The organism is Roseibium sp. ROS1 (genome assembly GCF_054658215.1).
Genome location: NZ_BAAGIG010000002.1, coordinates 1,599,246 through 1,624,574, shown reverse-complemented (window position 1 = coordinate 1,624,574; position 25,329 = coordinate 1,599,246). Strand labels below are relative to the sequence as shown.

At 56.8% G+C, this 25,329-nt stretch carries 20 protein-coding genes; 10 read left to right on the top strand and 10 right to left on the bottom strand.

Features of this window, described 5'->3' with window-relative positions:
* Window positions 1-87 precede the first annotated feature (87 nt).
* The 7 genes from ACYQ6M_RS15460 to ACYQ6M_RS15430 all read left to right on the top strand — a co-directional run bounded on the left by ACYQ6M_RS15460 (window position 88) and on the right by ACYQ6M_RS15430 (window position 5,905).
* Complete coding sequence (locus tag ACYQ6M_RS15460) at window positions 88-369, top strand: hypothetical protein (RefSeq protein WP_460074530.1); 282 nt, start codon at window positions 88-90, stop codon at window positions 367-369.
* Window positions 366-1,775 carry a His-Xaa-Ser system radical SAM maturase HxsB gene (hxsB, locus tag ACYQ6M_RS15455; protein WP_460074528.1) on the top strand — a complete coding sequence of 470 codons (1,410 nt, stop codon included), beginning with the start codon at window positions 366-368 and terminating at the stop codon, window positions 1,773-1,775. The genes ACYQ6M_RS15460 and hxsB overlap by 4 nt, the downstream gene beginning before the upstream one ends.
* Window positions 1,772-2,854 carry a His-Xaa-Ser system radical SAM maturase HxsC gene (gene hxsC, locus ACYQ6M_RS15450; RefSeq protein ID WP_460074526.1) on the top strand — a complete coding sequence of 361 codons (1,083 nt, stop codon included), beginning with the start codon at window positions 1,772-1,774 and terminating at the stop codon, window positions 2,852-2,854. The genes hxsB and hxsC overlap by 4 nt, the downstream gene beginning before the upstream one ends.
* Window positions 2,851-3,396, top strand: coding sequence for a His-Xaa-Ser repeat protein HxsA (gene hxsA, locus ACYQ6M_RS15445; RefSeq protein WP_460074525.1), 546 nt, complete (start codon window positions 2,851-2,853; stop codon window positions 3,394-3,396). The genes hxsC and hxsA overlap by 4 nt, the downstream gene beginning before the upstream one ends.
* Window positions 3,371-3,760: a TIGR03982 family His-Xaa-Ser system protein gene (locus tag ACYQ6M_RS15440; RefSeq protein ID WP_460074524.1), complete on the top strand. Its 390-nt coding sequence runs from the start codon at window positions 3,371-3,373 to the stop codon at window positions 3,758-3,760. The genes hxsA and ACYQ6M_RS15440 overlap by 26 nt, the downstream gene beginning before the upstream one ends.
* Window positions 3,744-4,988 carry a His-Xaa-Ser system-associated MauG-like protein gene (locus ACYQ6M_RS15435; RefSeq protein ID WP_460074523.1) on the top strand — a complete coding sequence of 415 codons (1,245 nt, stop codon included), beginning with the start codon at window positions 3,744-3,746 and terminating at the stop codon, window positions 4,986-4,988. Before ACYQ6M_RS15440 ends, ACYQ6M_RS15435 begins: the two co-directional genes overlap by 17 nt.
* Window positions 4,989-5,182: 194 nt before the next feature.
* Complete coding sequence (locus tag ACYQ6M_RS15430) at window positions 5,183-5,905, top strand: phosphoribosyltransferase family protein (RefSeq protein WP_460074522.1); 723 nt, start codon at window positions 5,183-5,185, stop codon at window positions 5,903-5,905.
* 418 nt (window positions 5,906-6,323) lie between these two features.
* On the opposite strand, the gene ACYQ6M_RS15425 is transcribed toward ACYQ6M_RS15430, so the two are convergent.
* The 4 genes from ACYQ6M_RS15425 to ACYQ6M_RS15410 all read right to left on the bottom strand — a co-directional run bounded on the left by ACYQ6M_RS15425 (window position 6,324) and on the right by ACYQ6M_RS15410 (window position 13,022).
* On the bottom strand, window positions 6,324-7,424 hold the full coding sequence (locus tag ACYQ6M_RS15425) for an SAVED domain-containing protein (RefSeq protein ID WP_460074521.1): 1,101 nt from the start codon (window positions 7,422-7,424) through the stop codon (window positions 6,324-6,326).
* Window positions 7,424-7,771, bottom strand: coding sequence for a hypothetical protein (locus ACYQ6M_RS15420; protein ID WP_460074520.1), 348 nt, complete (start codon window positions 7,769-7,771; stop codon window positions 7,424-7,426). The genes ACYQ6M_RS15425 and ACYQ6M_RS15420 overlap by 1 nt, the downstream gene beginning before the upstream one ends.
* 131 nt (window positions 7,772-7,902) lie before the next feature.
* Complete coding sequence (locus ACYQ6M_RS15415) at window positions 7,903-9,144, bottom strand: nucleotidyltransferase domain-containing protein (RefSeq protein ID WP_460074519.1); 1,242 nt, start codon at window positions 9,142-9,144, stop codon at window positions 7,903-7,905.
* A gap of 194 nt (window positions 9,145-9,338) precedes the next feature.
* Entirely contained in the window at window positions 9,339-13,022 is a 3,684-nt protein-coding gene (locus tag ACYQ6M_RS15410) for a vitamin B12-dependent ribonucleotide reductase (RefSeq protein WP_460074518.1), read from the bottom strand.
* Between the two features lie 641 nt (window positions 13,023-13,663).
* On the opposite strand from ACYQ6M_RS15410, the gene ACYQ6M_RS15405 reads away from it, so the two are divergent.
* Both ACYQ6M_RS15405 and ACYQ6M_RS15400 read left to right on the top strand, forming a co-directional pair.
* Complete coding sequence (locus ACYQ6M_RS15405) at window positions 13,664-14,374, top strand: response regulator (protein ID WP_075282094.1); 711 nt, start codon at window positions 13,664-13,666, stop codon at window positions 14,372-14,374.
* 205 nt (window positions 14,375-14,579) lie between these two features.
* The gene (locus ACYQ6M_RS15400) at window positions 14,580-14,966 is read left to right on the top strand and encodes an NADH:ubiquinone oxidoreductase subunit NDUFA12 (RefSeq protein ID WP_022998394.1); all 387 of its coding nucleotides are present in this window, start codon (window positions 14,580-14,582) and stop codon (window positions 14,964-14,966) included.
* 248 nt (window positions 14,967-15,214) lie between these two features.
* On the opposite strand, the gene aat is transcribed toward ACYQ6M_RS15400, so the two are convergent.
* From aat to ACYQ6M_RS15375, 5 genes are all read right to left on the bottom strand, one after another.
* The gene (gene aat, locus ACYQ6M_RS15395) at window positions 15,215-15,895 is read right to left on the bottom strand and encodes a leucyl/phenylalanyl-tRNA--protein transferase (protein WP_022998396.1); all 681 of its coding nucleotides are present in this window, start codon (window positions 15,893-15,895) and stop codon (window positions 15,215-15,217) included.
* 141 nt (window positions 15,896-16,036) lie between these two features.
* Window positions 16,037-17,383: an acetyl-CoA carboxylase biotin carboxylase subunit gene (gene accC, locus ACYQ6M_RS15390; RefSeq protein WP_022998397.1), complete on the bottom strand. Its 1,347-nt coding sequence runs from the start codon at window positions 17,381-17,383 to the stop codon at window positions 16,037-16,039.
* Between the two features lie 15 nt (window positions 17,384-17,398).
* Window positions 17,399-17,872: an acetyl-CoA carboxylase biotin carboxyl carrier protein gene (accB, locus tag ACYQ6M_RS15385; RefSeq protein WP_022998398.1), complete on the bottom strand. Its 474-nt coding sequence runs from the start codon at window positions 17,870-17,872 to the stop codon at window positions 17,399-17,401.
* A gap of 318 nt (window positions 17,873-18,190) precedes the next feature.
* On the bottom strand, window positions 18,191-18,994 hold the full coding sequence (locus ACYQ6M_RS15380; RefSeq protein WP_460074517.1) for a DsbA family protein: 804 nt from the start codon (window positions 18,992-18,994) through the stop codon (window positions 18,191-18,193).
* 58 nt (window positions 18,995-19,052) lie between these two features.
* Entirely contained in the window at window positions 19,053-20,471 is a 1,419-nt protein-coding gene (locus ACYQ6M_RS15375) for a M48 family metalloprotease (RefSeq protein WP_286202206.1), read from the bottom strand.
* 257 nt (window positions 20,472-20,728) lie between these two features.
* On the opposite strand from ACYQ6M_RS15375, the gene ACYQ6M_RS15370 reads away from it, so the two are divergent.
* Window positions 20,729-21,898, top strand: a complete 1,170-nt coding sequence (locus ACYQ6M_RS15370) for a pyridoxal phosphate-dependent aminotransferase (protein WP_297838930.1) — start codon at window positions 20,729-20,731, stop codon at window positions 21,896-21,898.
* A 78-nt stretch (window positions 21,899-21,976) separates the two neighbouring features.
* Here the strand turns inward: ACYQ6M_RS15370 and ACYQ6M_RS15365 are convergent, their stop codons facing one another.
* A complete protein-coding gene (locus ACYQ6M_RS15365; protein ID WP_460074516.1) occupies window positions 21,977-24,784 on the bottom strand; it encodes an Rne/Rng family ribonuclease in 2,808 nt (935 codons plus the stop codon).
* Window positions 24,785-25,329: the final 545 nt, after the last annotated feature.

Sequence of the window (25,329 nt, the reverse complement as noted above, 5' to 3'; positions counted from 1 at the left end):
TCACTTCAATCAAGGGTTTTGGTATCTAGGACTGCATCTGATTCAGAGGTAATAGTGCATCCCGATGACAGTCGAAAGCCAATTCAGGTGAATGAGCCGAGTGAAAATCACAATACGCTCTCGAAGTTTCGGCTGGATATCCCAGTCGAGCTGACAGCCTTTCTGAATTCAGCCATCGCCCGGATCGGGTACCTCTTTCCGACTGCGCGGATCGATGCCCGAGATGGATATCTGGAAATTGGGCTTCCGGGAAACCTTGATTTCGATGATTTCAGGCAGCAGCTTTTTTATGCGATCTATCGCGAGAAGATTCGGGAAGAAGGCAAGGACAGCAGACAAGCTCTCAATCTCGCGGTTTTCGGAAAATGAAGGTCTGGCCACTCAAATTTCGCGAGCATGCTCATGGGGAGCTCTTGTTCACGAACGACGCTGGTGGTTTTTTCAGGAGCGATCAGAAGTTTCTCGATAGGTATGTCGACGACACCCTGACAGACGAAGACTTCGAGTTTCTGAGGCGTCATGGTCACGCCTACCGTGACACGAGTGACGCCGCCTTCGATGGCTTTTGCGGTCGATGGGCAAGGCGGATAAATCCAGTTTCGAAACTGAATTATTTCATTCTGATCCCCACGCTGAGATGCAACCTGAGCTGCGACTACTGCCAAGTCTCTCGTGCGCCGGAGACGGCATCCGGATTCGATTGGAATGACGAGATCCTGCGACAGTTTTTGGGATCCCTTTCAAAGCTGGACACCGAGACCATAAAGATCGAATTCCAAGGAGGAGAGCCCTTGCTCCGCTTGGATATACTGGAAGAGGTCCGGGAGTTTTGCCGCAATAATTTCCGACAAGCCGAGTTCGTCGTGTGCACCAATCTTCAGTTCGTTTCGGAGAAGGCTTGGGAATTTCTAGGCGCAGCAGACACGTTCATCAGCACATCGTTCGATGGTGTGGAGGAGGTTCATCGATCACAGCGAACGAAGGAATCCGTCGTGCACGACGAATTTCGGGCCAATCTCCAAAGAGCGTTTTCGCGCTTTGGAACGGCAAAGGTTTCAGCGCTTCCGACGCTCGACGTTCACAATCTGCCGGACCCGGACAGCGTGATACGGAGCTTCGTTGAGCTTGGTCTCCGTTCAATTTATCTCCGCCGCGTCAATTACCAGGGATTTGCGCGAAAGCGGTATGACTTCAGGGATACGCAAGAGGCCTGGATGGAATTTTATAGGCGGTTCGTCGACCGATTGGTCGAGCATAATTGGAAAAATGACGATGCGGTCGAAGAGTATTATCTGAGCCATTTGCTCCGGCGGATTTTCATGACGGGCCTCCAAAATCATGTCGATCTCAGGAATCCGAATTGGCTGGGATATGACTATCTCGTCGTCGACTTCGACGGGAAGTATTATCCCACCGACGAAGCGCGCATGGTCTCAAGGATCGGTCGCATGGATCTCTCCATCGGAGATGTCGACAGCGGGATAGATGCGCGGAAGCGCGACGTTCTCAATTCGGCGGCTTCAAATTTTGACGATCCGGATTGCATCCACTGCGTCTACCAGGCCTACTGCGGTCCCGACGTCATCGATGACCTTTCAAGATATGGTCGCATCGATATCCCTCGACACGAAACGGCTCACTGCCAACATCACACGGCGCTTTTCGGTTTCGCATTCGAGTTGATCTACTCGGAAGATCCCAAAGTGCATCGCTCGCTTGGTCATTGGCTCGGAACACCGACATATCGGACGGAACTGGCGGCGAGGCTGAAATGATCCCTTTGAGGGTCGCGATCGACCCCTTTCCCATCTCGGATCCGCTTGTGATCCGGCTCCAGAATGGCGGCCCTTCCGAGGAGGGAACTGCCGGCGCTATCCACCGCGGTCAGGGCTTTGTCGAATACGACGTTTGCGGACTGTCCCTGACGGTTAGAACTTCGGACCCAGATGCCCTGGACGGTGACGTCGTTATGATATTGCCGGGCCAGAGGTCACTCCATCGCTTGATAAGGAACGGCTCGCTTCACAATACGTTCCTGGTGACCGAGCAATGCGATCAGAGATGCGTCATGTGCTCCCAGCCTCCCAAGGCGTACCACGTGGATTTGTTCGACCCCTTTTACGAAGCCGCTTTGTTGGCACCATACGGAACGACGATCGGGATATCCGGCGGCGAGCCGATGCTTCACAAAGGCAGGCTCTTTGATTTCTTGCTCCGAGTGCAGGAGCGCAGGCCGGATATCGAGTTTCATATCCTCACCAATGGACAGCATTTCGACAAAAACGACGAACCGGTCCTCCAACGCTTGGATCGCACCCGCATCCTTTGGGGTATTCCGTGTTATTCGGCGTCGCCTGAAACGCATGACGACGTCGTGGCGAAGGCCGGCGCCTTTGAAACGCTCGAATGGAACATTGCTCTCTTGGGAAGGAATGGACATCGGATTGAATTGAGGACGGTGGTCCTCAACGCCAATGTGAACGGACTGGCAGACCTGTCTTCGTACGTGACGACCCACCATCCTCATATTTCCTTCTGGGCGATCATGCAGTTGGAGCCGATCGGGTACGGCCGACAAAACTGGGGCCGAGAGTTCTTCGACAGCTCCCAAAACTTCGACCCAATCGCGGCCGGAGTCGATATCGCCAACATTCGTGGCCTTGAAACGGTTTTGTACAATTTCCCGCTCTGCACCGTCCCAGAGCCATACCGACGGTTCTGTGCAAACTCTATTTCTGATTGGAAACAGAAGTATTTACCGACTTGCAGTGATTGTTCTGCTATTAATAGGTGTACTGGCTTTTTCGAGTGGTATCCGGAAGAGCGAGGGTTTTCGAGTGTGGGGGCACTATGAAAAAGAAGTTCGTTATTCCATCGCTTTTGGCGGCGGGATTTTGGGGAGGCGACACCGCGGCGAATACGCCGTCTGATCCAGTGTCCGACATTGCCAAGAAAAATACCGTCTTCGACAACCTCAAGAGCCAACACACCTATACGCTGGCGGCCCACCGTTCTCACTCAAGCCATAGATCGCATTCAAGTCATCGGTCTTCTTCCGGCGGGGGGTATTCTGCGCCGCGCAGCTCCGGTTCAACAATTTACAATCCGCCGGCTACGAACCGGAACACAACCAGCACGCCGCCAACATCCGTCTTACCGAGTCCTCCAGCCGCCGCACCTAAAACACTTCCCGGAAATTCGGAGAAATTCAAAGCGATCGCAAGAAGGGTGCAGTCAGGATTGATGGCGTACGGATATTACAATGGCGCGATCGACGGCATCATTGGTTCGGAGTCGAAGGCGGCTCTTTCCAAGTTCCAGAGTGACTACGGATTGCGGGTAACAGGTACGATTACGCCGGAGGTGCTCAATGCGTTTGGTATCGTCGCCAATTAGTTTTCTCGCAGGATGTATCCTGGGGTTGGCTGTTTCGTTCATCGCCCAACCGATCTGGAAGTTGGGCGTCGAGAAAATGAACCAGGCCGAGTTTTCCGAACTTACCTTCAAGTGTGACAATGCCATGCGCAATCATCTGCTGGCCAAACAGCGGCTGGTCATGACGCCTTCCAAGGCCAACGTGATGGACGTGAAGTCCGCCGAGATCGGTCTCATCGACTGCCAGGACTACGATCTGATGAGAAAGTCTCTCATCCGGTGGGGACTGACGGAAAACGAACTGAGTGAAATGGCCCTGGTTGCGATTGAGGAAAAGGGAGCAGATCTAAGAGAGGTCGTTCGCATTCATGAAATCCGCTACTAGAATCCTTCTCGGCCTTTGGTTTTTGGGTGGGCCGATTTGCTCGGTGGAAGCGGACGACCTACGAAGCCGTGTCCTCCGAGAGGCCGCGATCGAAAACGGACTTGTTCCGGCGTCGGAAACGCATGTCGCGTCGCCGGAACCTCTCGTCGAAGTCGGCAAGAAGCTCTTCGAGAGCCGACTCCTTTCGCTGAGCGAGGATACCGCTTGTGCCTCTTGTCACCTCGATAAATTCGGGTCCGCCGACGGTCTTCCTATTGCTATCGGTACCGAGGGGGAGGGGATAGGTGCCGAGCGCGTGTTCAGGGGTGGCGATATCATTCCACGGAATGTCTTGCCCCTGTGGGGCCGCGGAGGCAAAGGGTTTGACGTTCTTTTCTGGGACGGGAAGGTGGAGCGAAACGGGAGCGCCGTTCACAGCCAGTTCGGCGACGAGGCGCCCTCGAATGATCCGCTGATCGTCGCCGCACATTTGCCGCCCGTTGAAATCGGCGAGATGTTGATCGATAACAAGAGTACTCTGGAACTTCAGACGGAAACCGTTGAAACGGCGAATTCGATTTATGAAACGTTGATTGAGCGTGTCCGTGAAGATCCGGAACTCGGTGACGCATTGGCGAAGGCCCAGAATGTTTCAGTCGCCAAACTCGAATTTTCAGACGCCGCAGAGGCGATTGCAGCCTTTATTCGAACGAACTTCAGGGTGAAACCGACGCGGTTTCATGATTTCGTTTTTCGCGACGGCCCTTTAAGTCCCGAGGAAATCAAAGGTGGTTTGATATTCTTCGGCAAGGGGAACTGTGTCGCCTGCCACAACGGTCCGTACTTCTCCGACATGGGCTTTCACGCCTTCGCAAGCCCTCAGGTGGGGTTCGGCAAGAATGGCTTTGGAGTCGATTACGGCCGTTTCAACGTGACCCTCGATGTGAACGACAAATACATGTTCCGGACGCCGCCATTGTACAACGTGACGAAAACGGCGCCCTACATGCATTCCGGTTCCGTCGATGCGCTGTCGGACGCAATCCGTACCCACTTTGATCCACTGTTATTCATCGATCCCGAAGGTATGACGGGCATGGAGCGCGTCGACTTCTACGATCGTTTGAAGGCTTGGTCGCAGGAGCCGATAGGTGGCATTGTTTTGGATGATGGGGAGGTCGAGGCGGTGATGAAATTCCTTGCGACTCTTAATTACGAGAGCGATCAAACTGTTGATGTCGTCGACTGAATTACCGCGTCACCGTCGGTTTGGAATTATGTGATGACTTCCATTGTGATCAGATCATAAAGCTTTTTTAAGGATCAATTTTTAATCCTTACGGATGGCATGTCGTAATCTCAAGTTGCAGGGGCAGAGCGTTCATCTACATCATGATGTATGTATGCTTGTCGGGACTAAAATAATGAAACTAGCGGCCGACAATGGGAATTGAAGTAGCGCAGTCAAAGGCTGTTAGAATCAATGACCTACATGAAAAAGGCGTTGACACTTCTGTAGAGGCAAATCCCACGCGAGGAAGCCTTGATGGGATTCCTGTCATACACGCGTTTAAACGAAATCAGAGAGGTAATCGGCGTGATGATGGAAACCCCTTGATATATGCCCTCAAAGGTCGGAACGGTTATTCAATTACACCTTTTTGGAAGACGCAAATTATGCGTCGAGCCAAACAAATTCTTGAAAAAGTTCAATCCGATCTTCAAGGTTTTGACCTATGCTTGGCCATTCCTTCATCTTCGTCATTTTGTAATGAGTTTTCTTCTTTAGTTGCGGGGATTGCTCAAGTTGATATTCTTGCTTCAGATTTTCTAAGAAAGAAAAACATTGGTGAAATACTTGAGGATTTTAGGGGTGGCGATCGTAAAGTGCGGCCGGGTCAAAAGAAACCGCTACAGACTTTGATCGATGCGTTAGAGAAAGATGATCAGAATACTGTTTTTCAAGCAAAGAAAGTCAACACAAGAATACGGACTCTATTTGATGCATTCACCACATGCGGAGAATGCCCTGACGTAACAGGAAAAAGAATTTTGATAGTTGATGACATTATCTCAACAGGATCATCAGTTCAGTCAATCAGGAGAATCCTGTGCAATGAATTGGGAGCAGAAATGGCGTGTGTGTCATTTTTGAGCGATGTATGATTCCGGGTGGTATGTGTATGGACTTGACCATCGCGTCAAATAATATTATTTTCAAATCAATCGGAGAGATCCGCGACCCTGTATCAACCTCAGGGTCGTTAAAGATGGAGCAGGGCGTAAAAACTCTGTAGGTCCGCGCGAGCACCGTATCCCGAGGTCAAGCCCGTAAGGGGATAGTATCGGGAAGTCGTGAAGCGGGCGACAAAATTCAAGGGGAGGCTCATGCCTCCCCTTTTAATTTAATCCAAGAAAATTTCTTAGAACTAATCATCACTTAAGAGCAGATGATGACAATTGTGTTATCCAGAATGAAATTGAGGTTCAGCCTGCAATAGAAAACTCTGAAGTCTAATTTCTTCTCGAGATTTGAGTCGAGCCGATCCCCGTGTTTCCATCCGGGCCGAGAGCGCATGACATGCTAACCAAGACGCTTCACAATCTGGGGCGTCGTCTCACCAGGTTTCGGCAACATCAGCCCCCAAGGGTATGCGGGATCTGAGTCGCGTTCATATTGGTACACGACCGCCTGAGGCACGTTGCGTCTATCGTAGCGCTTCCCAAGGCTGAAAACGAGGCTGTTTGGGGCGGCAAGCACCAAATGCACCTTTTTGACCCCAGCTTCCTCGAACTGCTTTGCCGCATCCAGGAATTGCGTGGCGAGTACAGTCTGCTTGGTTGCCGACCAGTGGCTATCTTGTCCCCGCCCTTCGAGATCCATACGAAGTACCGGGAGTCCTGGAAAAGCTCTCTCAAGGTTCTCATCGAGAATGGGATATGATGCCGAAACCGCGATCACCGCTTCGCAAAAAGTGCTTTCCGGTGGTTTCCAGTCTACCTTGAAGCGATTGCCGTCGTCGTCATCGTTGACCTTCCTCCACCGCTCCTGAGTGCGATCCCAATCCCACAATTCGACCGGACCCTCATCGTCCAGAAGCACTCCAAGCAGGAAGGTGAAAGGGACGGGCGTAAGCCCACCATAGACGAGGGCGATGTCGTCTCGGTCCTTGTCCGTCCGGCGGCGGCGCAGGTCGCCGATGACCTGCATGACTTCCTGGGCGGCACCATCCGGATCGATAACTCGGCCGTCTCGGTTGAAGCGCCTCAAGTCCACCAAGGAGTCATCTACCCGGCTGCGCAGATTATTGGAAACGGACGCCGAAAGGGAGCGGCCCTGTTCGTCCCTCAACCCTCTGGATTCGATGACTATCACCCTTGTTTTAGCGGTGCGTGCTTCTTCTCGGCGTTGGTCTCGCAGTGACCAGACACCACCGACAACCATCAATATTACCGCTAGTCCCAACCTTGCCACGGACAGGTATTCGGCTGGCGCGTCAGAAACCGACAAACTTACTGACTGGCCTTCGCCTTTCCAAATCAGGTCCGCTGCCGGAAAGCCTACCCATATACCCTCATACAGCATCAGCGCGGCACCGCAGGTGAGGAAAATGCGAGCAGGTGTACGGACCCGGGTCGCATAATCGACCACCTTCTTGATCACGTATTCAAAGGTGGGCTTCATCAATTGGACACCGCATCTCGCTCCATACCAGCTCCGATGGAGATCGGACCCGGCGCGCTTTTGCCGCGCCACTGTCCGTCCACGTGCCAAAGCTCGTAGTGGTGCAGCCACTCGGACGTCCAGGGAACCGTACTGTCTGCGATCCACATTGTGCCGTCCCATTCCTGGGTGTCCGGATCAAAGAGGCAAAGTGCCGACCTTTCCGGAACTTCCTCATCATACATCAGGTGAGGGACATCGATGAACCGCTCGCCCTGTCGCGGGCGAATTACCGGATCGAGAACGAAGGCAAACGGAAATTTGTTCGGCGTCTGCCAGTTCCACAGGATCGCAATTTGATATTCCATTTGAAATCCCCGGAGAGGTCCCACCCACTCCAGGTGACGATTTCGACCAACTATGCTCGGTTTCAGCATCGGCCAGCGCTTTTCCATTCGCGATACCTGCGCTTGCGGAGATCGAGGTTTCGAACGACGGATCATTTTTGCAGTTTGCCAGCGTGGAAACTGTGAGGGACCGCCCTCGAAACACGTGGCGCTCCCGTGCTGGAAGGAGACACCAACGCAGGCGCCGCCACAAACCCTTTGCCCCTCTGATATGTGTTTTGACCTGCGGGGTCGGAGAAACCGCTCAGGTACGACCGGACAGCTTTCTCGGTTACGGCTACTCCGAAAAGACCCTCAAAAATCTGGCGGATCTCGACGAATTCGGAACGCCTGGCGCGCTCCAATTCATGAACGAGATGACGGAGATCATCCCTGAACATCGACATTTGTCCGCTTTCCGTTGGCCACCGATCATTGAAGTTCTCGGACGGAAAAGCCGGGTTTCTCTCTTCCGGCCATTGCCTTGTTTCAAGAGCAAATGTCATTTTCCGGCCGAGGTTGGCGGCGAAATTTTCCAACTGGGAACACAAGCCGTTGGGATCCGCCAGGATCTCTGCCGCCACCTTCGATAAGTAAATGGAAATCGGCCGTTTCTCTTCTCTCTTCGCATAGCGGATATTGAGAAACCGCTTCATGAGTTTGAGCGCAATCACCTGAGGAGCATCGCGCAAAGGATGTGTCTCGACTGGCAAATCCTCAATCTCGGCGTCCGCGTGAATAACGGTGGTAACGAACCGATCCTTCGGCGCCATCCGCTCCCGCATGTCCTTCAGCTGTTTTTGAAATGCGAGTGACGGCTGTGAAACGTTGCCGTTGAACCATGTGGCAAATCCATACGGATTAACGTCGAACAGCTCATCATTGCCGTTATCGGGGCTATGATAAATCGTGCCAACGCGTTCGATCCGCGGTTCTGAGGCCGGATCCATCGGGGTGACGTCCAAATGCATGAAAGCGAACTGGAGCTGCACGCAACGGGTGCAGCGTTCGATTTTCTGAACGTCCGGAAAGCCTTCAAAAGCGGCGTGGAGTTCGTCAAGAACTCGTGAGATCGACCAGCCCATAGGCCGGGGGAATTCAAGAACGGCATCAAGATCGAAGCGATCTTCGTCGGCGCCGTGAACGATCGTTGCCCCAATAGCACGAGATCCCTGCGCGTAAACGACCGCATCGTCCAAAAAAGGCCGCAGTGGGCTGGACGGTCTCTGCAAATGTTCTGGGATCAGGTGATACCGCTTGTTGGCTACCCGGCGATCCCGTTCACTCAGCTCGAGTTCCAGGACCGTCGCCAAAAGCAGCGCATCCAAGTTTGGCGATGATTTGTCGAGGGACATCAAAAACTCCTTTCCATCCGGACTTTTGGATCGCCTCCCTCGACCCAATCGAGTTACGTGCACAGTATATTGTGTTTCTATTTTGTTCTTTTTTGCTCTCCCGGGCGCTATGGCGCCCGGGTTTTCTTATTTGAGCCGCTTATTGGCCTAAATTGGCCATCCTATGCGACTCGGGACAAGAAGTCTGTTGATCGTCAGCTGCAGCCGCTGGTGGAGCCGCAGGTGTCGCACTTCAGGCAGGTGCCGTTGCGCACCATGGTGAAGTTGCCGCATTCCGAGCAGCTCTCGCCTTCGTAACCCTTCATTCGGGCCTGAGCGATCTGCTGAGCCGCGGTTTTCACCTGTGGGGCAGGGGCCGAGGTCACTTCGACAGCGGCAGCTGCTTCCGAGCCGCGGGCGAAAGCCGTTGCGACGGCGGAGGTCTGGGCGGCGATTGTTGTGCCCAGTTCCACTTTCACCGCTTCGGTGATCTCGCCGGAAGGCTCGTTGCCGGCGACGAGACGGAAACGCTCGGTCTGGCCGCGGACGAGGCCATGGGAAACCACACCGCCTGAGCTACCCTTGTCCATGGTCTTGACCGCGCCGGCGCTGACCGGGCCGCTGAAGGCTTCCGGCGGGACGTGGGCAAGGTCGTGACGACCGAGATAGGAGACTGCCAGTTCGCGGAACACGTAGTCGAGGATCGACGTGGCGTTCTTGATCGCATCGTTGCCCTGGACCATGCCGGCCGGTTCGAACTTGGTGAAGGTGAACGCGTCGACATATTCCTCGAGCGGCACACCGTATTGCAGACCAAGCGAAACCGAGATCGCGAAGTTGTTGATGAATGCCCGGAGAGCCGAACCTTCCTTGTTCATGTCGAGGAAGATTTCGCCAAGGCGGCCATCGTCATATTCGCCGGTGCGCAGGAAGATGGTGTGACCACCGATCTTTGCCTTCTGGGTATAGCCCTTGCGGCGGGTCGGCAGTTTTTCCTGTTCGCGGACAACGCGTTCGACGATCCGCTCGACGATGCGTTCGGCAACCACTTCGGCCTTTGCAGCCATCGGCTTGGCGGCCAGAGCTTCGAGGGCCTCGTCCTCGTCTTCGTCCTCATCGGCCAGTAGCTGGGCGTTGAGCGGCTGGGACAGTTTGGAACCGTCGCGGTAAAGGGCATTCGCCTTGAGCGCGAGTTTCCAGGACAGCATGTAGGCTTCCTTGCAGTCCTCCACCGTCGCATCGTTCGGCATGTTGATCGTCTTGGAGATCGCGCCGGAGATGAACGGCTGGGCCGCTGCCATCATGCGGATGTGGCTTTCCACCGACAGGAAGCGTTTGCCGATACGGCCGCACGGGTTGGCGCAGTCGAAGACCGGATAATGCTCTTCCTTCAGGAAGGGAGCCCCTTCCAGGGTCATCGCACCACACACGTGGGTGTTGGCGGCTTCGATGTCAGCCTTGGAGTAGCCGAGGAAGGTCAGGAGATCGAATTCCGGATCTTCCAGCTGCTCGTCGGTAACGCCGAGGGCCTTCATCTGCTCGTCGCCGAGGGTCCAGCGGTTGAAGACGAACTTGATGTCAAAGGCCGACTTCATGCCGTCCTTCAGCTTGGTCAGGCTCTCGTCGGTGAAACCCTTGGTCTTCAGTGCGGACGGGTTGACGCCCGGTGCCTGATCGATGGAGCCATGGCCAACGGCGTAGGCTTCGATCTCGCCAATCTCGCTTTCAGTGTAACCGAGCTTGCGCAAGGCTTCAGGAACAGCGCGGTTGATGATCTTGAAGTAGCCACCGCCGGCCAGCTTCTTGAACTTCACAAGCGCAAAGTCAGGCTCGATACCGGTGGTGTCGCAGTCCATGACCAGACCGATGGTGCCGGTCGGGGCAATAACGGTGGACTGGGCGTTGCGGTAGCCGTTCTTCTCACCAAGCTCAAGGGCACGATCCCAGGCCTTCTTTGCCCGCTCGACGATCACCTGATCCGGGCAGGAGACGTGGTCAAGAGCAACCGGAGCCGTGTTGAGGCCTTCGTAGCCGTCCGCTTCGCCGTAGGCGGCGCGGCGGTGGTTGCGCATGACACGCAGCATGTGGCTTGCGTTTTTCTTGTAGCCCGGGAAGGCGCCGAGTTCGCCAGCCATTTCAGCGGAAGTGGCATAGGCAACACCGGTCATGACCGCGGTGAGGGCGCCGCAAAGTGCACGGCCTTCGTCGCTGTCGTACGGAATGCCGGAGGTCATCAGCAGGCCGCCGATGTTGGCATAGCCGAGACCGAGGGTGCGGAACTTGTAGGACAGTTCTGCAATTTCCTTGGACGGGAACTGAGCCATCAGCACCGAGACTTCCAGAACGATGGTCCACAGGCGGACGGCATGTTCGTAGTTGTCGATGTCGAAGGACCGGTCTTCCCGGCGGAACTGCATCAGGTTCAGGGACGCCAGGTTACAGGCCGTGTCGTCCAGGAACATGTATTCCGAGCATGGGTTGGATGCACGGATTTCGCCATCGGCAAGGCAGGTGTGCCAGTCGTTGATCGTGGTGTGGTACTGCAGGCCCGGATCAGCGGAAGCCCAGGCGGCATAGCCGATCTGTTCCCAAAGTTCCTTGGCCTTGACGGTCTTCAGAACGTCGCCGGAACGGCGGGCGGTCAGGTCCCAGGTGCTGTCGTCAACAACGGCGTTCAGGAAGCCGTCGGTCACACGCACCGAGTTGTTGGAGTTCTGTCCGGCAACCGTCAGATAGGCTTCGGAATCCCAGTCCGTGTTGAACGTCGGGAATTCGATCTTGGTGAAGCCCTGCTTTGCAAACTGGATGACGCGCTGGATGTAGTTTTCCGGCACCATCATCTTCTTGGCAGCACGGATTTCACGCTTCAGGGCCGGGTTCTTGGCCGGATCGAAGCAGTCGCCGTTGTCCGCCTCGCAGTTGACACAGGCGCGCATGATTGCGCCGAGGTGCTTCTGGCAGATCTTGGAGCCGGTGACGAGCGCGGCCACCTTCTGCTCTTCCTTGACCTTCCAGTTGATGTATTCCTCGATATCCGGATGGTCGACATCGACAACGACCATCTTGGCCGCGCGGCGGGTGGTGCCGCCGGACTTGATCGCGCCGGCTGCCCGGTCGCCGATCTTCAGGAAGCTCATCAGGCCGGAGGACTTTCCACCACCGGACAGGCGCTCGCCTTCTGCACGCACGTGGGAGAAGTTGGAGCCGGTGCCGGAGCCGTATTTGAACAGGCGCGCTTCGCGGACCCAAAGGTCCATGATGCCGCCTTCGTTCACCAGGTCGTCGCCGACGGACTGGATGAAGCAGGCATGCGGCTGCGGATGCTCATAGGCGCTCTTGGACTTGACGAGCTTGCCGGTCTGGAAGTCGACATAGAAGTGCCCCTGGCCCGGGCCGTCGATGCCGTAGGCCCAATGCAGGCCGGTGTTGAACCACTGCGGAGAGTTCGGCGCCACCTTCTGGGTCGCCAGCATGTAACGCAGTTCGTCGTAGAAGGCCTGAGCGTCGGATTCCTTGTCGAAATAGCCGCCCTTCCAGCCCCAGTAGGTCCAGGTTCCGGCTAGACGATCAAAGACCTGGCGGCCGTCAATTTCAGAGCCGTAGCGCTCGTCCTCGGGCAGGCCTGCCAGTGCGGCCTCATCGGCCTCATGGCGCCACAGCCAGGACGGAACGGTGTTTTCTTCTACGGCCTTCAGCTTGGCGGGCACGCCAGCCTTGCGGAAATACTTCTGAGCCAGAATGTCGGACGCGACCTGTGAAAACTGGGTCGGGACCTGAATGTTCTCCAGACGGAACACGATGGATCCATCAGGATTCCGGATTTCGCTGGTAGCGTTCCGGAATTCTACGCTGGCGTAAGGCGATTGACCTTCCTTGGTGTAGCGCCGCTCGATCCGCATCTTCTCAAGTCCCCTTTTAGATTACAGCCGGTTCCCCCGAACCGGGCTTGACCGCATTGCATCCGAACTGGCGTGGCCGCCTGCCTCTGTTCTCGAATGCCGCCCTGCAAGTTACAGGCTTCGAGCCTGTATGTAGCGTATCTTGTGTTTCTATCCACTATATATAGTGGTCATCAACAGGTTTGTCACGACATGCGCCTTGAAGTCGGCACAACAAAACCCGTCTCCCGGCTTTGGGGTCAAAGACCTGGAGCGGTACTCTTGGATACTGATGGTTTTGGATGACCGGAGCGCCCGGATAGGCACCCGACTACGCACATCGCAATGATGAGAAACTAATGTAAACGAATTCTTAAGGTCAAGGACCGAGTGACAACAGCTAGTGCCTGGATTGTGGGCAAACGCAAAATCTTGTGTGGTCGTGTGGATAATGGGGACCGGAGCGGGGACAGCGTTTTAGCAAGGGATTTAGCGCTTGCTTTCCCGGCGAAGGAGTGCCCGCCAGGAAGGCACAAGACCCTGTGGATGACGATAGACTGCATTTTATGAAAATTTGAAGAAAATGGCGGTGATCGATTTCAACCGGGTTTAAGCCGGGTCTGGTTTCATGATGGCGGGATAGGGAAAAAGGTCCGCAATTCATGAAACATCACGCCGCATTCGGACTAGCGATGGAGGACATCGATGCTGTCGTCGTCGAGGACAGCAAGCCGATGCAGACGATTCTCCGGTCGATATTGCTCAGCTTCAAGGTTGCGCGCGTGCGGGTGTTCGATTCGGTCGACGAAGCGCTCGAGGCAAGTCTCGCCGAACCACCCAACGTGATTCTCACCGACTGGCGCATGGCGCCGACATCCGGCTACCAGTTCCTGCGTCTGGTGCGGCATCGCCACATGGAGCCGCTTTGTTATGTGCCGATTCTCTTCATTACGGCACATGGCACGCGGCCGTTGGTCGACAAGGCTTTGCGGGCAGGTGCGCACCATGTGCTGGTCAAGCCGGTTTCGCCGTCGACGCTTTTCAAGCGCCTCAAGTGGCTTCTTGCAGACGACCGGCCGATGATCCTGGAGAACTCCGGCTTCTACAATATCTATGGCATTCAAAAGGCCATGGATGAACAGGCGGAAAAGATGCAGTCGCTTGCCGGAGCCCGGCTGCACCACCGCGTTGCCACGCAAAAGCGTGCGGAAGTGGAAGGAGCCGTTGAGGCGGCATTCGACTCCAAGGAAGAAGAGCCGGAAAAGGTCTTTGCCGGTGTGAAGAAGGAAGCGCCTCCCAAACAGCATTCCGCCGCTGCCAAACATATCCGCAATGCCGGCTTTGCGCCCTTCAAGGGTTTGAAACTTCACTGAAGCAGTCTGTTTGTGACCACCTGGGTGCGGTGTGCACCGGGCGTGACTGCGGCAATCGGCCCGCAGGCGCAAAATCCCGTTCTTTTCTGGCTGCCAAGTCTGGACAGATGCGGCCGTTGTCGCCATAGTCCGCGAAATTCCGTCCTGTCATGTTGGCGGGGCTACGGATGTTTCCGACTTGCAATCAAGGGACCTTCAAAGGGCCATGAAAACTCTGCTGCTAGAATTGTTCACCTGGTGGAACAGCCAGACAATGGGCACCCGCTTCTTCACGTGGCGCAAGGGTGAGTTTGTCGGTGAGGATGAGTTCGGTAACAAGTACTACAAGGAACGCGCAGGCAAGAAGCGCTGGGTGATCTATAACGGTCTTGCCGAAGCCTCTGCCATTCCCGCGGGCTGGCACGGCTGGATGCATCACCGCGTTGACACGCCGCCGTCCGAAGAAACCTATCACGCCAAACATTGGCAGCAGGGTCACAAGGCCAATCCGACGGGCACCCCGGCCGCTTACCGGCCGCACGGTTCCATCCTGACCCCGGAAAAACGCCCGGATGTGACCGGCGATTATGAAGCCTGGACCCCGGGCAGTTGATAACCGCGCATTGCGAAAATCAGGAATGAAATAGCCCCGCAATTGCGGGGCTTTTTTTGTTCGTTCATTCTTTTTGGGGAGCCATGACTTTGCCAAGAGGATCTGACTGTCAGGTCTTGTGTACGGGCTAGATGGTTGTCGATGACGCAGCGAAAATTGCAGGGTTGCACCCTGCGATGGCGATCGGTGAACCCGTGAGGCCATTGAAACGTGAAGGGTCACAAATCGCGTGGCACTTGAGCGCAAAACTAACGCTCGTACCAACTATCGAGCACCGCCAAAACCTCCTCACCACTGGCTTGAGGTGACAGGGCGTAGAAATCGGTTTCCAGCTTCAGGGCTTCGCTGAGCAGCTCGTTATAGGCAGCTTGAGGAACTTCCTCGGTGCCGAACTTGCTGAGGTGCTCGGTTACGAACTGAGTATCGAGCAGGGAATAGCCGCCGACGATCAGCCGGGCAACCAGATGCGCAAGGCACACCTTGGAAGCGTCGGTGCGGAAGGTGAACATGCTCTCGCCGAAAAAGGCGCCGTTCAGGCTGACACCGTAAAGCCCCCCGACAAGTTCGCCATCCTGCCATGCTTCAATGGTGTGGCAATAGCCCATGTCGAAAAGCTCGCCGTAGAGGCGCCTGATCTCCCGGTTGATCCAGGTTTTCTGGCGTCCGGGCATGGGTTCGGCACAGCCATCGATAACGCCCTGAAAATCCGTGCTGACCCGCACCTCGAACACGTCGTTGCGAATCGTCCGGCGCAGGCGGCGAGGCAGGTGAAAGTTGTTGAGGGGAAGGATGCCGCGACGCTCTGGCTCCAGCCAGAAGAGGCCAGGATCGTCGGCAGATTCTGCCATCGGAAACAGGCCGCAGGCATAGGCTTTCAACAGCACCTGCGGTGTGATTTCCATGATGATGTCGTCTTTGTAACCAGCCATGAGGCCTCACTTACCAGACGGGATGGGCAGATCAGCAGGTGTCGACTTGAGCACCCAAAATCTGATCGACCTGAGTGCCGGAGCACCTCATGCGCATTCCTTGGAACGCGCGATGCTCCCGGCACTCGTCCCAGGATCCGGTCAGCTGGACTTCTTCGCCAGATATTGTTCCAGCCAGTGGATGTCGTACTGACCGTTCGCTATGTCCTGATTTTCCACCAGATCGCGGAAAAGCGGAATAGTCGACTTGATTTCGTCAACCACAAATTCGTCCAGGCAACGACGCAGACGCATCATGCATTCCACGCGGTTACGGCCATGAACGATCAGCTTGCCGATCAGACTGTCATAATAAGGCGGGATCTTGTAGCCCTGATAGACACCGCTGTCGACGCGAACACCCAGACCGCCCGGCGGGTGGTAGTAGGTGATTGTGCCTGGTGACGGCGTGAAGTTGACCGGATCTTCCGCGTTGATGCGGCATTCGATGGCGTGACCTTCGAACGTGATGTCGTCCTGGGTCATATCCAGCGATCCACCTGCGGCGATGCGGATCTGCTCGTTGACGAGGTCGATGCCGGTGATCATCTCCGTAACTGGGTGTTCAACCTGCAGACGGGTGTTCATTTCAATGAAATAGAACTCGCCGTTCTCATAGAGGAATTCCACCGTGCCGACGCCGCGATACTTCAGCTTGCGCATGGCAGCAGCGACGATCTCGCCGATTTCCTTGCGCTGGCTGGCATTGAGGCTCGGGGAGGGAGCTTCTTCGAGCACCTTCTGGTGGCGGCGCTGCAGCGAACAGTCGCGTTCACCGAGGTGAACCGCATTGCCCTTGCCATCACCCAGAACCTGGATCTCGATATGCCGAGGCTTGCCGAGGTATTTTTCCATGTAGAGCGCGTCGTCGCCGAAGGCAGCCTTTGCTTCGGAACGTGCCGTGGACAGGGCAGTATCAAGCTCGGCTTCGGTGCGGGCAACCTTCATGCCGCGTCCACCGCCACCTGCAGCTGCCTTTACCAGAACCGGGTAGCCGATCTCGCGGGCGATCGCGTGGGCGTCGTCACCAGCCGTCACGGCACCGTCGGAGCCAGGAACAACCGGGATGCCGAGGTCCTTGGCCGTCTGCTTGGCCTGGATCTTGTCACCCATGATGCGAATGTGTTCAGCGGTCGGGCCGATGAATTCGATACCGTGTGCTTCAAGGATTTCCGCGAAACGGGCGTTTTCCGACAGGAAGCCGTAACCCGGGTGGACGGCATCCGCTCCGGTGATTTCACAAGCCGCAAGAAGCTGCGGGATGTTCAGGTAGCTGTCGCGCGCGGCAGGCGGACCAATGCAAACGCTTTCGTCTGCCAGGCGCACATGCATCGCATCCGCATCAGCGGTGGAGTGAACCGCAACGGTGGAGATGCCGAGCTCTTTACAGGCGCGCAGGATGCGCAGGGCGATCTCGCCGCGGTTGGCAATGAGAATCTTGGAGAACATGGCCACAACGGCTCCTTATTCGACGATAATAAGCGGTTCGCCGAATTCCACCGGCTGAGCGTCGTCCACAAGGATCTGCTTGACGGTGCCCGCCTTGGTGGCAGGAATGTGGTTCATGGTTTTCATGGCTTCGATGATCAGGATCGTCTGGCCTTCCACCACCTTGTCGCCAACCTGAATGAAGGCCGGTGCGCCCGGTTCGGCGGCGAGATAGGCCGTGCCGACCATTGGCGAGGTTACGGTCGTGCCGGCGTGGGCCGGTTCGGCGGCAGGCGCTGCCGCTGCCGGGGAAGCGGCTGCGGCCGGTGCTGTCGGTGCGGCCATAGGTGCTGCAACGTTCACCGGTGCGCTGATCGTCATCTGACGGGCCACGCGAATGCGCGTGTCACCCTGTTCCAGTTCGATTTCCGAGAGATTTGTCTCATCCAGGAGAACGGCGAGGTCCCGGATCAGGGCCGTGTCGAATTTCTTGTTATCATTACGCATCATGTTTGGCTCTCATACTCGGTCCGCAAGACACGCAGCTGGCCGGCTCGCCGGGCGACCGCTCCATACCGGGATGGGGTCAGACCCGAAAAATCCAGCCCTGCAACTCGATCAGGGTCCGTAAGGCCGGGGCCGCAACCACGCTCTTGCTCCGCCGTTGTTGGGCGGACAAAGATCTTCGGCCCGTCTCTTCCTGGAGGCGAGCCACGCTTCTTATAGGGATTCAATTGGAACAGGAAAACCCCCGATTTCTCACTGACATGAGGAATGGGGGTTTCCAACAGGCAAGTGAACGCCGAAACACTGTTTCGGCTCACAGGTTCAGCAAGTGGTCTGGCCGCAATTCTGCAGCGCGTCGAGCTTCTGGCTCAGTTCCTCATAACCGACCGCGCCCATGACCACGTCGTTGCCGACCACATAGGACGGAGTGCCGGTCAAGCCGAGACGGTTGGCCAGGGAGTAGACTTCTTCAATCGTCTGGCCGGCTTCGTCGGTTTTCATGGACGCCAGGAGATCGTCTTCCGAAATGCCGACGGACGTCGCTGCGGCGAGGGCGCTGGCCCGGTTCGCCTGGCCGCGGCTCAGCAGCAGTTTTTCATGGAATTCGCCGTATTTCTCCGGCGCCACAGAGTTGACAGCGACAGCCACCTGGGCAGCTTCGACAGAGCCCTGGCCGAGAACCGGGAATTCCTTCAGGACGACTTTGAGGTCGGGGTTTTCATCGATCAGCTTGACCATGTCGCCATGCGCGCGCTTGCAGTAGCCGCAGTTATAATCGAAGAACTCGACCAGGGTGACAGACCCTTCCGGATTGCCCAGCACCACCTGCCGCGACGAATTGAAAAGAACGTCGGCGCTTTCGTTGAGGGTTTCCACGCGCGCAACTTCTGCAGCTTCCTTTTCACGGCGATCGAGTTCGGTCAGCGCTTCGGCAATCACTTCAGGATTCTCAAGCAGGTATTCCCGCACGATTTTTTCAATCTCACCGCGGTTCAGATCCTGAGCGGCAACCGGGCCAGCCAGCAGGGTAAGTGCAAGCGCGCAAGCCGACAGGACGCGCAGCAGCATCGGCGGGCAGAGCGACCCGGTCTTCAGGATCTGGATCTTCGGGGAAGTGTCGGTCATTCAAGGCTCCTCAGGTAACCGTCATTCGTTCAAACGGCACCCATACGTGTCTGAGATATCAGCGGCCGTTGTTAGGCAGATTAGGTGGGTTGTACGCTACAATGTCGTCCGCTTGAAGCCATGCCGGCGTTCCTCTCTTCAAACTTTTTTGAGCACGCGCCGCGTAGCGTTTCGCAGCCTGGAAGTCGCCACTCACCATCAGGCCTTTCGCAGTTGCCAAATCAGCTTCCGCACGCTCGCCCTGGCGGCCGTGGGCAATGGCCAGCTGGCTGTAGGCAACGCCCGAGTTCTGGTCCCGCTGGATCGCCTCTTTCAAGATGCGTTCTGCCTCCGGCAGATTGGATTTGTCGTTCGAAGCGACCAATGCATACCCGAGCCAGGTGAGGAACTGCGGTTCGGTCGGTTTGAACGACAGAGCCTTACGGAAGGGCGCGATCGCGCCTTTGGGATCGCCACCTTCGATCAGGGCCTGCCCCTTGAGCTCGTAATAGTAGGGGTTGTTCGGCTGCGTGCGGATCAGGGCGTCTATCTCCTTGACCGCGCCTTTCCCTCGGCTCTTCATTGCGGCAATGGCGCGTGCGTATTGGGCCTGGGGGCTTTTGTCGCTACGCGGATAGGCTCGCAGGGTGGCGGACGGATGGCTGGTGAAGGCGAACAGCTTGGCCCGCACCATGTCGTGCCGGTATTGCAGCACATAGTCTTCCGGCTGGTTGAAGTATTTCGATTTCTGCGCGTCGGTCGCCAGACTGTTGTAGCGGTCCTGTGCCATCGGGTGGCTCTGGGCATAAGGGTCGGCGAACTTGCGCGTGAACATCTGCTGTTCCGACATGCGCTCGAAGGTCTTCAGCAGGCCGCGTGGGCTTTGTCCGGTGGCATTCAGGTATTTGAGTGCGGCCCGGTCGGCTGCGGCTTCTTCGCCGCGCTGATAGGACAGGAACGACCGCTGGCCGACGGACCCCGAGCCCATAATCACAGCACCACCGCCCGAAGCAACCTCACCGGATCCGGAGGCAGCCCCGGCTGCCGCAGCACCCGCACCGAGAATCATGCCGATGACAGAGATGATCTGGGCATTGGCGGCAGCGGCACGCAGGCGCACGAGATGACGACCGGCGATGTGGCCCGATTCATGGGCAATCACGCCAATCACTTCACCGGGCGTTTCCGATTCCATGATGACACCGATGTTGATGAACATCCTGCGGCTGTCGGGAACAAAAGCGTTGAAGCTCTTGTCGTTGACCAGAATGATTTCCGGTTCTGAATTGGAAATGCCGGCCGCCTTGAAGATCGGCGTCGCATAGTCCTTCAGAAGATGTTCCGTTTCTGCATCGCGCACGAGAGGCAGGCTGCGCCCCTGTGCCATCGCTGGTACCGAAACAAGAGGCAGGGCGAGGGCGCTTGCACAGGCAAGTGCGACCGCTTTACGCGCCAGGCTGCGAGGAAAATCGATTTTCAAAATGGCGGAACCAGGCACAGGTGCAAAACTCCAATCCGGACCGGAACGCTTTCCAGGCTCATCTTTGCTCAGATGTTATCCTGGGACATGGATGTGTGGCGAAGGTATGGAGGTGTGCGATGCGGGTCAAGGAAGCCGGCATGACAAAAAGGTAAGGTGCTGGGCCGTTGTCGTGCCGGAACAGCCCAAAAGTTGCAACTGGCTGCACGCGTTGCATCGGATGGAAAAATCCGCGATAGGGTGAAGCCAGTTTCTCAGCCGGATTTTCAGGACACATGAACCAGCCTCTTTTTCAGCCGTCTCGCCGCAGTGACGTTGCCCCCTTCATCGCAATGGATGTTCTTGCCGAAGCGGCACGTCTGGAAGCGCAGGGGCGCAAGATCATTCATATGGAAGTCGGACAGCCATCGGCCCCGGCGCCCAGAGCTGCGTTGGATATGGCGAGAAAAGCTCTGGATCACGGTCGTCTCGGCTACACCGAAGCGCTTGGCATCCGCCCGTTGCGCGAGGCATTGGCCGCGCATTATCGCAAGGCCTATGGCGTCGACGTGCCTGTCGAGCGGATCATGGCAACCACGGGCTCATCCGCCGGTTTCAACCTCGCCTTCCTTGCCGCGTTTGATCCCGGGGACCGAATTGTCCTGACGGCTCCCGGTTATCCGGCCTATCGCAACATCCTCAAAGCCCTTGGTCTTGTTGCGGTCGAGATCGAAGTCGGGGAGGAAACCCGGTGGAGCCTGACGCCGGCGCATCTGGAAGAGGCTCAAAAAGAAGGTCCTGTGAAAGGCGTCCTGGTTGCCAGTCCGGCCAATCCGACCGGTACGATGATGACCGCCGATGCGCTGGAAGACCTGATCCGCTATTGTGACGAGGCGGGCATATGGTTCATCTCGGATGAGATCTACCATGGGCTTTGCTACGACGGTGAAGAGAAGACCGCGCTGGAAACATCGCAGAATGTCATTATCGTCAACAGTTTCTCGAAATACTATTGCATGACCGGCTGGCGCATTGGCTGGCTGGTGTTGCCGGAGCAACTGGTGCGCCCAACAGAGCGGATTGCCCAGAGCCTCTATATTTCTCCGCCGGAGCTGTCCCAGATCGCTGCGGGAGCAGCACTCAACTCGGTGCAGGAACTGGAAGCGGTCAAGGCAGGGTATGCTGCCAACCGCGCCTTGCTTCTCGACGGGTTGCCGAAAATCGGTCTCGACAAGCTGTTGCCGGTAGATGGGGCCTTTTACATCTATGCAGATATAAGCCGGTTCAGCTCGGACAGTCTCGATTTCGCCAGGCGTATGCTGCACGAGGCAGGTGTCGCGGCAACGCCCGGTGTCGATTTCGATCCCGTGCACGGTCATGAGTTCTTGCGCTTTTCCTTTGCAGGTGCGCATGACGATATGAAGTTGGCGCTTGAGAAGCTCAGGGGTTTTCTCAAAGCAGTCTGATCATCGATCGCATCGGACAACAAAAAAGGCGGCACACTGGCCGCCTTTTCCATTTCAAAACTGGTTGATGTCACCGGTTCAGAAGAACGACCGACCACGCTGCCACCAGCCGCCGCGTTTCGGCTTGTCTTCCTTGTCGTCGTCTCCAGATGTTTCGCTGGTTACGACAGGCTCGGCCGGCGCCTTGCGCGCAGGTGCTTCTTCTTCGGCATCGGCATCGGCTTCGCTGGCAATCGGCTGTTCGGAAGTCGGCGTTTCGACCACGATAGTGTCAGCTTCAGCCATCACCGGTGTCTCATCTGCCGCATCGGCCTCTACAGGAACGGCGGTACCGTCCTGCAGCGCAGTTTCTTCCGCAGGGCTTTCGCCGCTAGCGTCCGAAACCGTGTCGCCATCGACGGCCTTTGCCTCATCGGTCTGGGCATCATCCTGTGATGCGACTCCCGCAGCTTCTGTTTCCTGACCGCTTTCAGCGGCTACGGCTTCGGAACCGGACTGATCGTCCTGCTGTTCTTCAGAGGAAGCGGCTTCGCGAGTTTCGTCATTGGTCTCGCCGTCGTTTTCAGCGCCACCTTCTGCCTGCATGTCGTCACCGTTGCGACGGCCGCGGCGACCACCACGGCGTCCACGGCGGCGCTTGCGACGCGGTTCATCGTCACCGTCCTCATCACCACCGGTACGGGCTTCCTGCGGCTGCTCGTCATCGCCATCGGCATCGTCTGCTTCGGCGTTGACCTGGCGCGATTCACCATCGTCCTGCTGGTTGTCGGAACCACCCCTCCGGCGCTTGCGCCGGCGGCGCCGGCGGCGACCGTCATTGTCGTCTTCCTGAGCGAATTCCTCGATGTCCGGCTGTTCGGTGTCTTCGTCGATGATTTCGATCGTATCCGGCTGGACAATCGCAGGAACCGGCATCGGCACACGGTCGCGATCGACCGGTGCACCGCGCTCCAGAACGTAGAGCTGGCCATTGACCATGTCGTCCGCATGCACTTCGACATCGATGGCGAAGCGGGTTTCCAGATCGACCAGGTTCGAACGTTTCTGGTTGAGGATATAGAGCGCTACCTGCGTAGTGGTGCGAATGATCAGGTTGTGGGACGCGCCTTTCAGAAGGTTGTCCTCAACCGACCGCAGCACGTGCAGGGCAACGGATTCCACAGACCGGATCATGCCGGTGCCCTGGCAATGCGGGCAAGGCGTGGTCGAGCTTTCCAGAACGCCGGTGCGGATGCGCTGACGCGACATTTCCAGCAGGCCGAAGTGCGAGATCCGGCCAACCTGAATGCGGGCGCGGTCGTTCTTCAGACAATCCTTCAGCTTGCGCTCGACCGACCGATTGTTCTTCGACTCTTCCATGTCGATGAAGTCGATGACGATCAGGCCGGCAAGATCGCGCAGGCGCAGCTGTCTGGTCACTTCTTCCGCCGCTTCCAGGTTGGTCTGGAGCGCGGTGTCCTCGATATTGTGTTCGCGGGTTGATTTGCCGGAGTTCACGTCGATCGAGACCAGAGCTTCGGTCTGGTTGATGACGATATAACCACCGGACTTCAGCGTTACCTGCGGCGAGAACATTGCATCGAGCTGCGGTTCGACACCGTAGCGGATAAACAGCGGCGAGGGGTCGCGGTAGGGCTGGACGTTCTTCGCATGGCTCGGCATGAGCATGCGCATGAAGTCCTTGGCCTCGCGGTAGCCTTCATCGCCCGCAACCAGGACCTCGTTGATGTCCTTGTTGTAGAGATCGCGGATCGATCGCTTGACCAGACTGCCTTCCTCGTAGACGAGGCTTGGAGCACTGGATTTCAAAGTCAGCTCGCGGACGTTTTCCCAAAGCCGCATCAGGTATTCGAAGTCGCGCTTGATCTCGGCCTTCGTCCGGCTTGCACCGGCGGTGCGCAGGATCACGCCCATGCCTTCCGGCACATCCAGTTCGGAGGCAATCTTCTTGAGGCGCTTGCGGTCAGTCGGCTGGGTAATTTTGCGCGAAATGCCACCGCCACGGGCGGTGTTAGGCATCAGCACGGAGTAGCGGCCTGCGAGCGACAGGTAGGTCGTCAGTGCGGCGCCCTTGTTGCCGCGCTCTTCCTTGACCACCTGCACCAGAATGATCTGGCGGCGCTTGATGACTTCCTGAATCTTGTATTGCTTGCGCAGCGGGACAATGCGCTCAGGAACTTCTTCCATCGCATCTTCCGCGCCGACGGATTCGACGGCATCGATATCATTGTCGGCATCATCGTCATCGTCGTTCTGACGCTGGCGGCGACGGCCGCGCCCTCGGCCACGCGAGCGAACCGGAGCTTCTTCTTCCTCGTCTGCTTCTTCCTCGGAAGAGGATGCTTCGTCGTCATCTTCGTCGGAGGCGTCTTCGTCCGTGCTGCGCGCGGATACGGTTTCGCCATTCGTTTCGTCGGCTGAGGTCTCTTCGGAAACTGCGTCAGTCTCTTCAGTGGCTTTTACGGCCTCTTCGTCGCCTTCTGCGGCATCCGCCTCAACCTTGTCGCTGGCAACGGTTTCAGCAGCCTCGTTTCGTGCTGCACGGGAGCGGCGGCGGCGCTTTGGTTTTTCTTCACCGTCCGAATCATCACGCTGTCTGTCGGCTGCTTCCGCAGCCAGAAGTGCTTCCCGGTCGGCAACAGGGATCTGATAGTAGTCAGGGTGAATTTCGCTGAAAGCGAGGAACCCGTGGCGATTTCCGCCATATTCGACGAATGCGGCCTGCAGGGACGGTTCGACCCGGGTTACCTTGGCAAGATATATGTTTCCGCGCAGTTGCTTCCGATTAGCTGCTTCAAAGTCGAATTCTTCAACCCGATTGCCACGCACGACGACGACCCGGGTCTCTTCCGGGTGGCCCGCGTCGATCAGCATTTTGTTTGCCATTATTGAACTTCTCCACGGCAGCACTCATGGGCGCATGTGCGAAACGCGCATCGCGCAGCAGGAGGATGTCTGCCGTATTTGTTTTGCTAAGATGAGAAAGAGCGTCTGCGCCCGGCGCGGTCGTATGATCAACGAAGGCAGCCGCTGAAGCGGTACCTTGCTGTATGTTGATCACCATGTGCATCGCGCGGGTCCTTCAGGCAACGCAGGCCCTTTAGTTAAGTCGTTGTACCTTCTGCCGGTATGCAGCCTGGCTTCGCCAATGAGCCTGCATCCGGTTCCGGAATGGGTCCGCTCCTAACGGCCGCCGAAAACCTCGCCGGGGAAACTGCCGTTTTGTAAGGGCAACACGTCGCGAGGCGGGGCGGTCTCAAAGAGGTGCCGATACCAGATCCACTGTCTTCCAGGGCTTGTCTTTAAGCGGCAGAACGGCCTCTGTTCTGTCGTTAGAAGGCCTGGGAATGCGATAGCGTTGTGGATAGACACCCATGTCAGCTATCTGGAAAGGTATCGGTTTCAAACCGAAATCCGTAAGGTACTTTTAC

Bases quoted from the DNA above. Each gene is read 5' to 3' on its own strand.
- hxsB (WP_460074528.1), top strand. From the start codon at position 366: ATGAAGGTCTGGCCACTCAAATTTCGCGAGCATGCTCATGGGGAGCTC.
- ACYQ6M_RS15400 (WP_022998394.1), top strand. From the start codon at position 14,580: ATGAAAACTCTGCTGCTAGAATTGTTCACCTGGTGGAACAGCCAGACA.
- hxsC (WP_460074526.1), top strand. From the start codon at position 1,772: ATGATCCCTTTGAGGGTCGCGATCGACCCCTTTCCCATCTCGGATCCG.
- ACYQ6M_RS15410 (WP_460074518.1), bottom strand. From the start codon at position 13,022: ATGCGGATCGAGCGGCGCTACACCAAGGAAGGTCAATCGCCTTACGCC.
- ACYQ6M_RS15415 (WP_460074519.1), bottom strand. From the start codon at position 9,144: ATGTCCCTCGACAAATCATCGCCAAACTTGGATGCGCTGCTTTTGGCG.
- hxsA (WP_460074525.1), top strand. From the start codon at position 2,851: ATGAAAAAGAAGTTCGTTATTCCATCGCTTTTGGCGGCGGGATTTTGG.
- ACYQ6M_RS15425 (WP_460074521.1), bottom strand. From the start codon at position 7,424: ATGAAGCCCACCTTTGAATACGTGATCAAGAAGGTGGTCGATTATGCG.
- ACYQ6M_RS15405 (WP_075282094.1), top strand. From the start codon at position 13,664: ATGAAACATCACGCCGCATTCGGACTAGCGATGGAGGACATCGATGCT.
- accB (WP_022998398.1), bottom strand. From the start codon at position 17,872: ATGATGCGTAATGATAACAAGAAATTCGACACGGCCCTGATCCGGGAC.
- ACYQ6M_RS15435 (WP_460074523.1), top strand. From the start codon at position 3,744: ATGAAATCCGCTACTAGAATCCTTCTCGGCCTTTGGTTTTTGGGTGGG.
- ACYQ6M_RS15365 (WP_460074516.1), bottom strand. From the start codon at position 24,784: ATGGCAAACAAAATGCTGATCGACGCGGGCCACCCGGAAGAGACCCGG.
- ACYQ6M_RS15440 (WP_460074524.1), top strand. From the start codon at position 3,371: ATGCGTTTGGTATCGTCGCCAATTAGTTTTCTCGCAGGATGTATCCTG.
- ACYQ6M_RS15380 (WP_460074517.1), bottom strand. From the start codon at position 18,994: ATGACCGACACTTCCCCGAAGATCCAGATCCTGAAGACCGGGTCGCTC.
- accC (WP_022998397.1), bottom strand. From the start codon at position 17,383: ATGTTCTCCAAGATTCTCATTGCCAACCGCGGCGAGATCGCCCTGCGC.
- aat (WP_022998396.1), bottom strand. From the start codon at position 15,895: ATGGCTGGTTACAAAGACGACATCATCATGGAAATCACACCGCAGGTG.
- ACYQ6M_RS15430 (WP_460074522.1), top strand. From the start codon at position 5,183: ATGGGAATTGAAGTAGCGCAGTCAAAGGCTGTTAGAATCAATGACCTA.
- ACYQ6M_RS15370 (WP_297838930.1), top strand. From the start codon at position 20,729: ATGAACCAGCCTCTTTTTCAGCCGTCTCGCCGCAGTGACGTTGCCCCC.
- ACYQ6M_RS15420 (WP_460074520.1), bottom strand. From the start codon at position 7,771: ATGGAATATCAAATTGCGATCCTGTGGAACTGGCAGACGCCGAACAAA.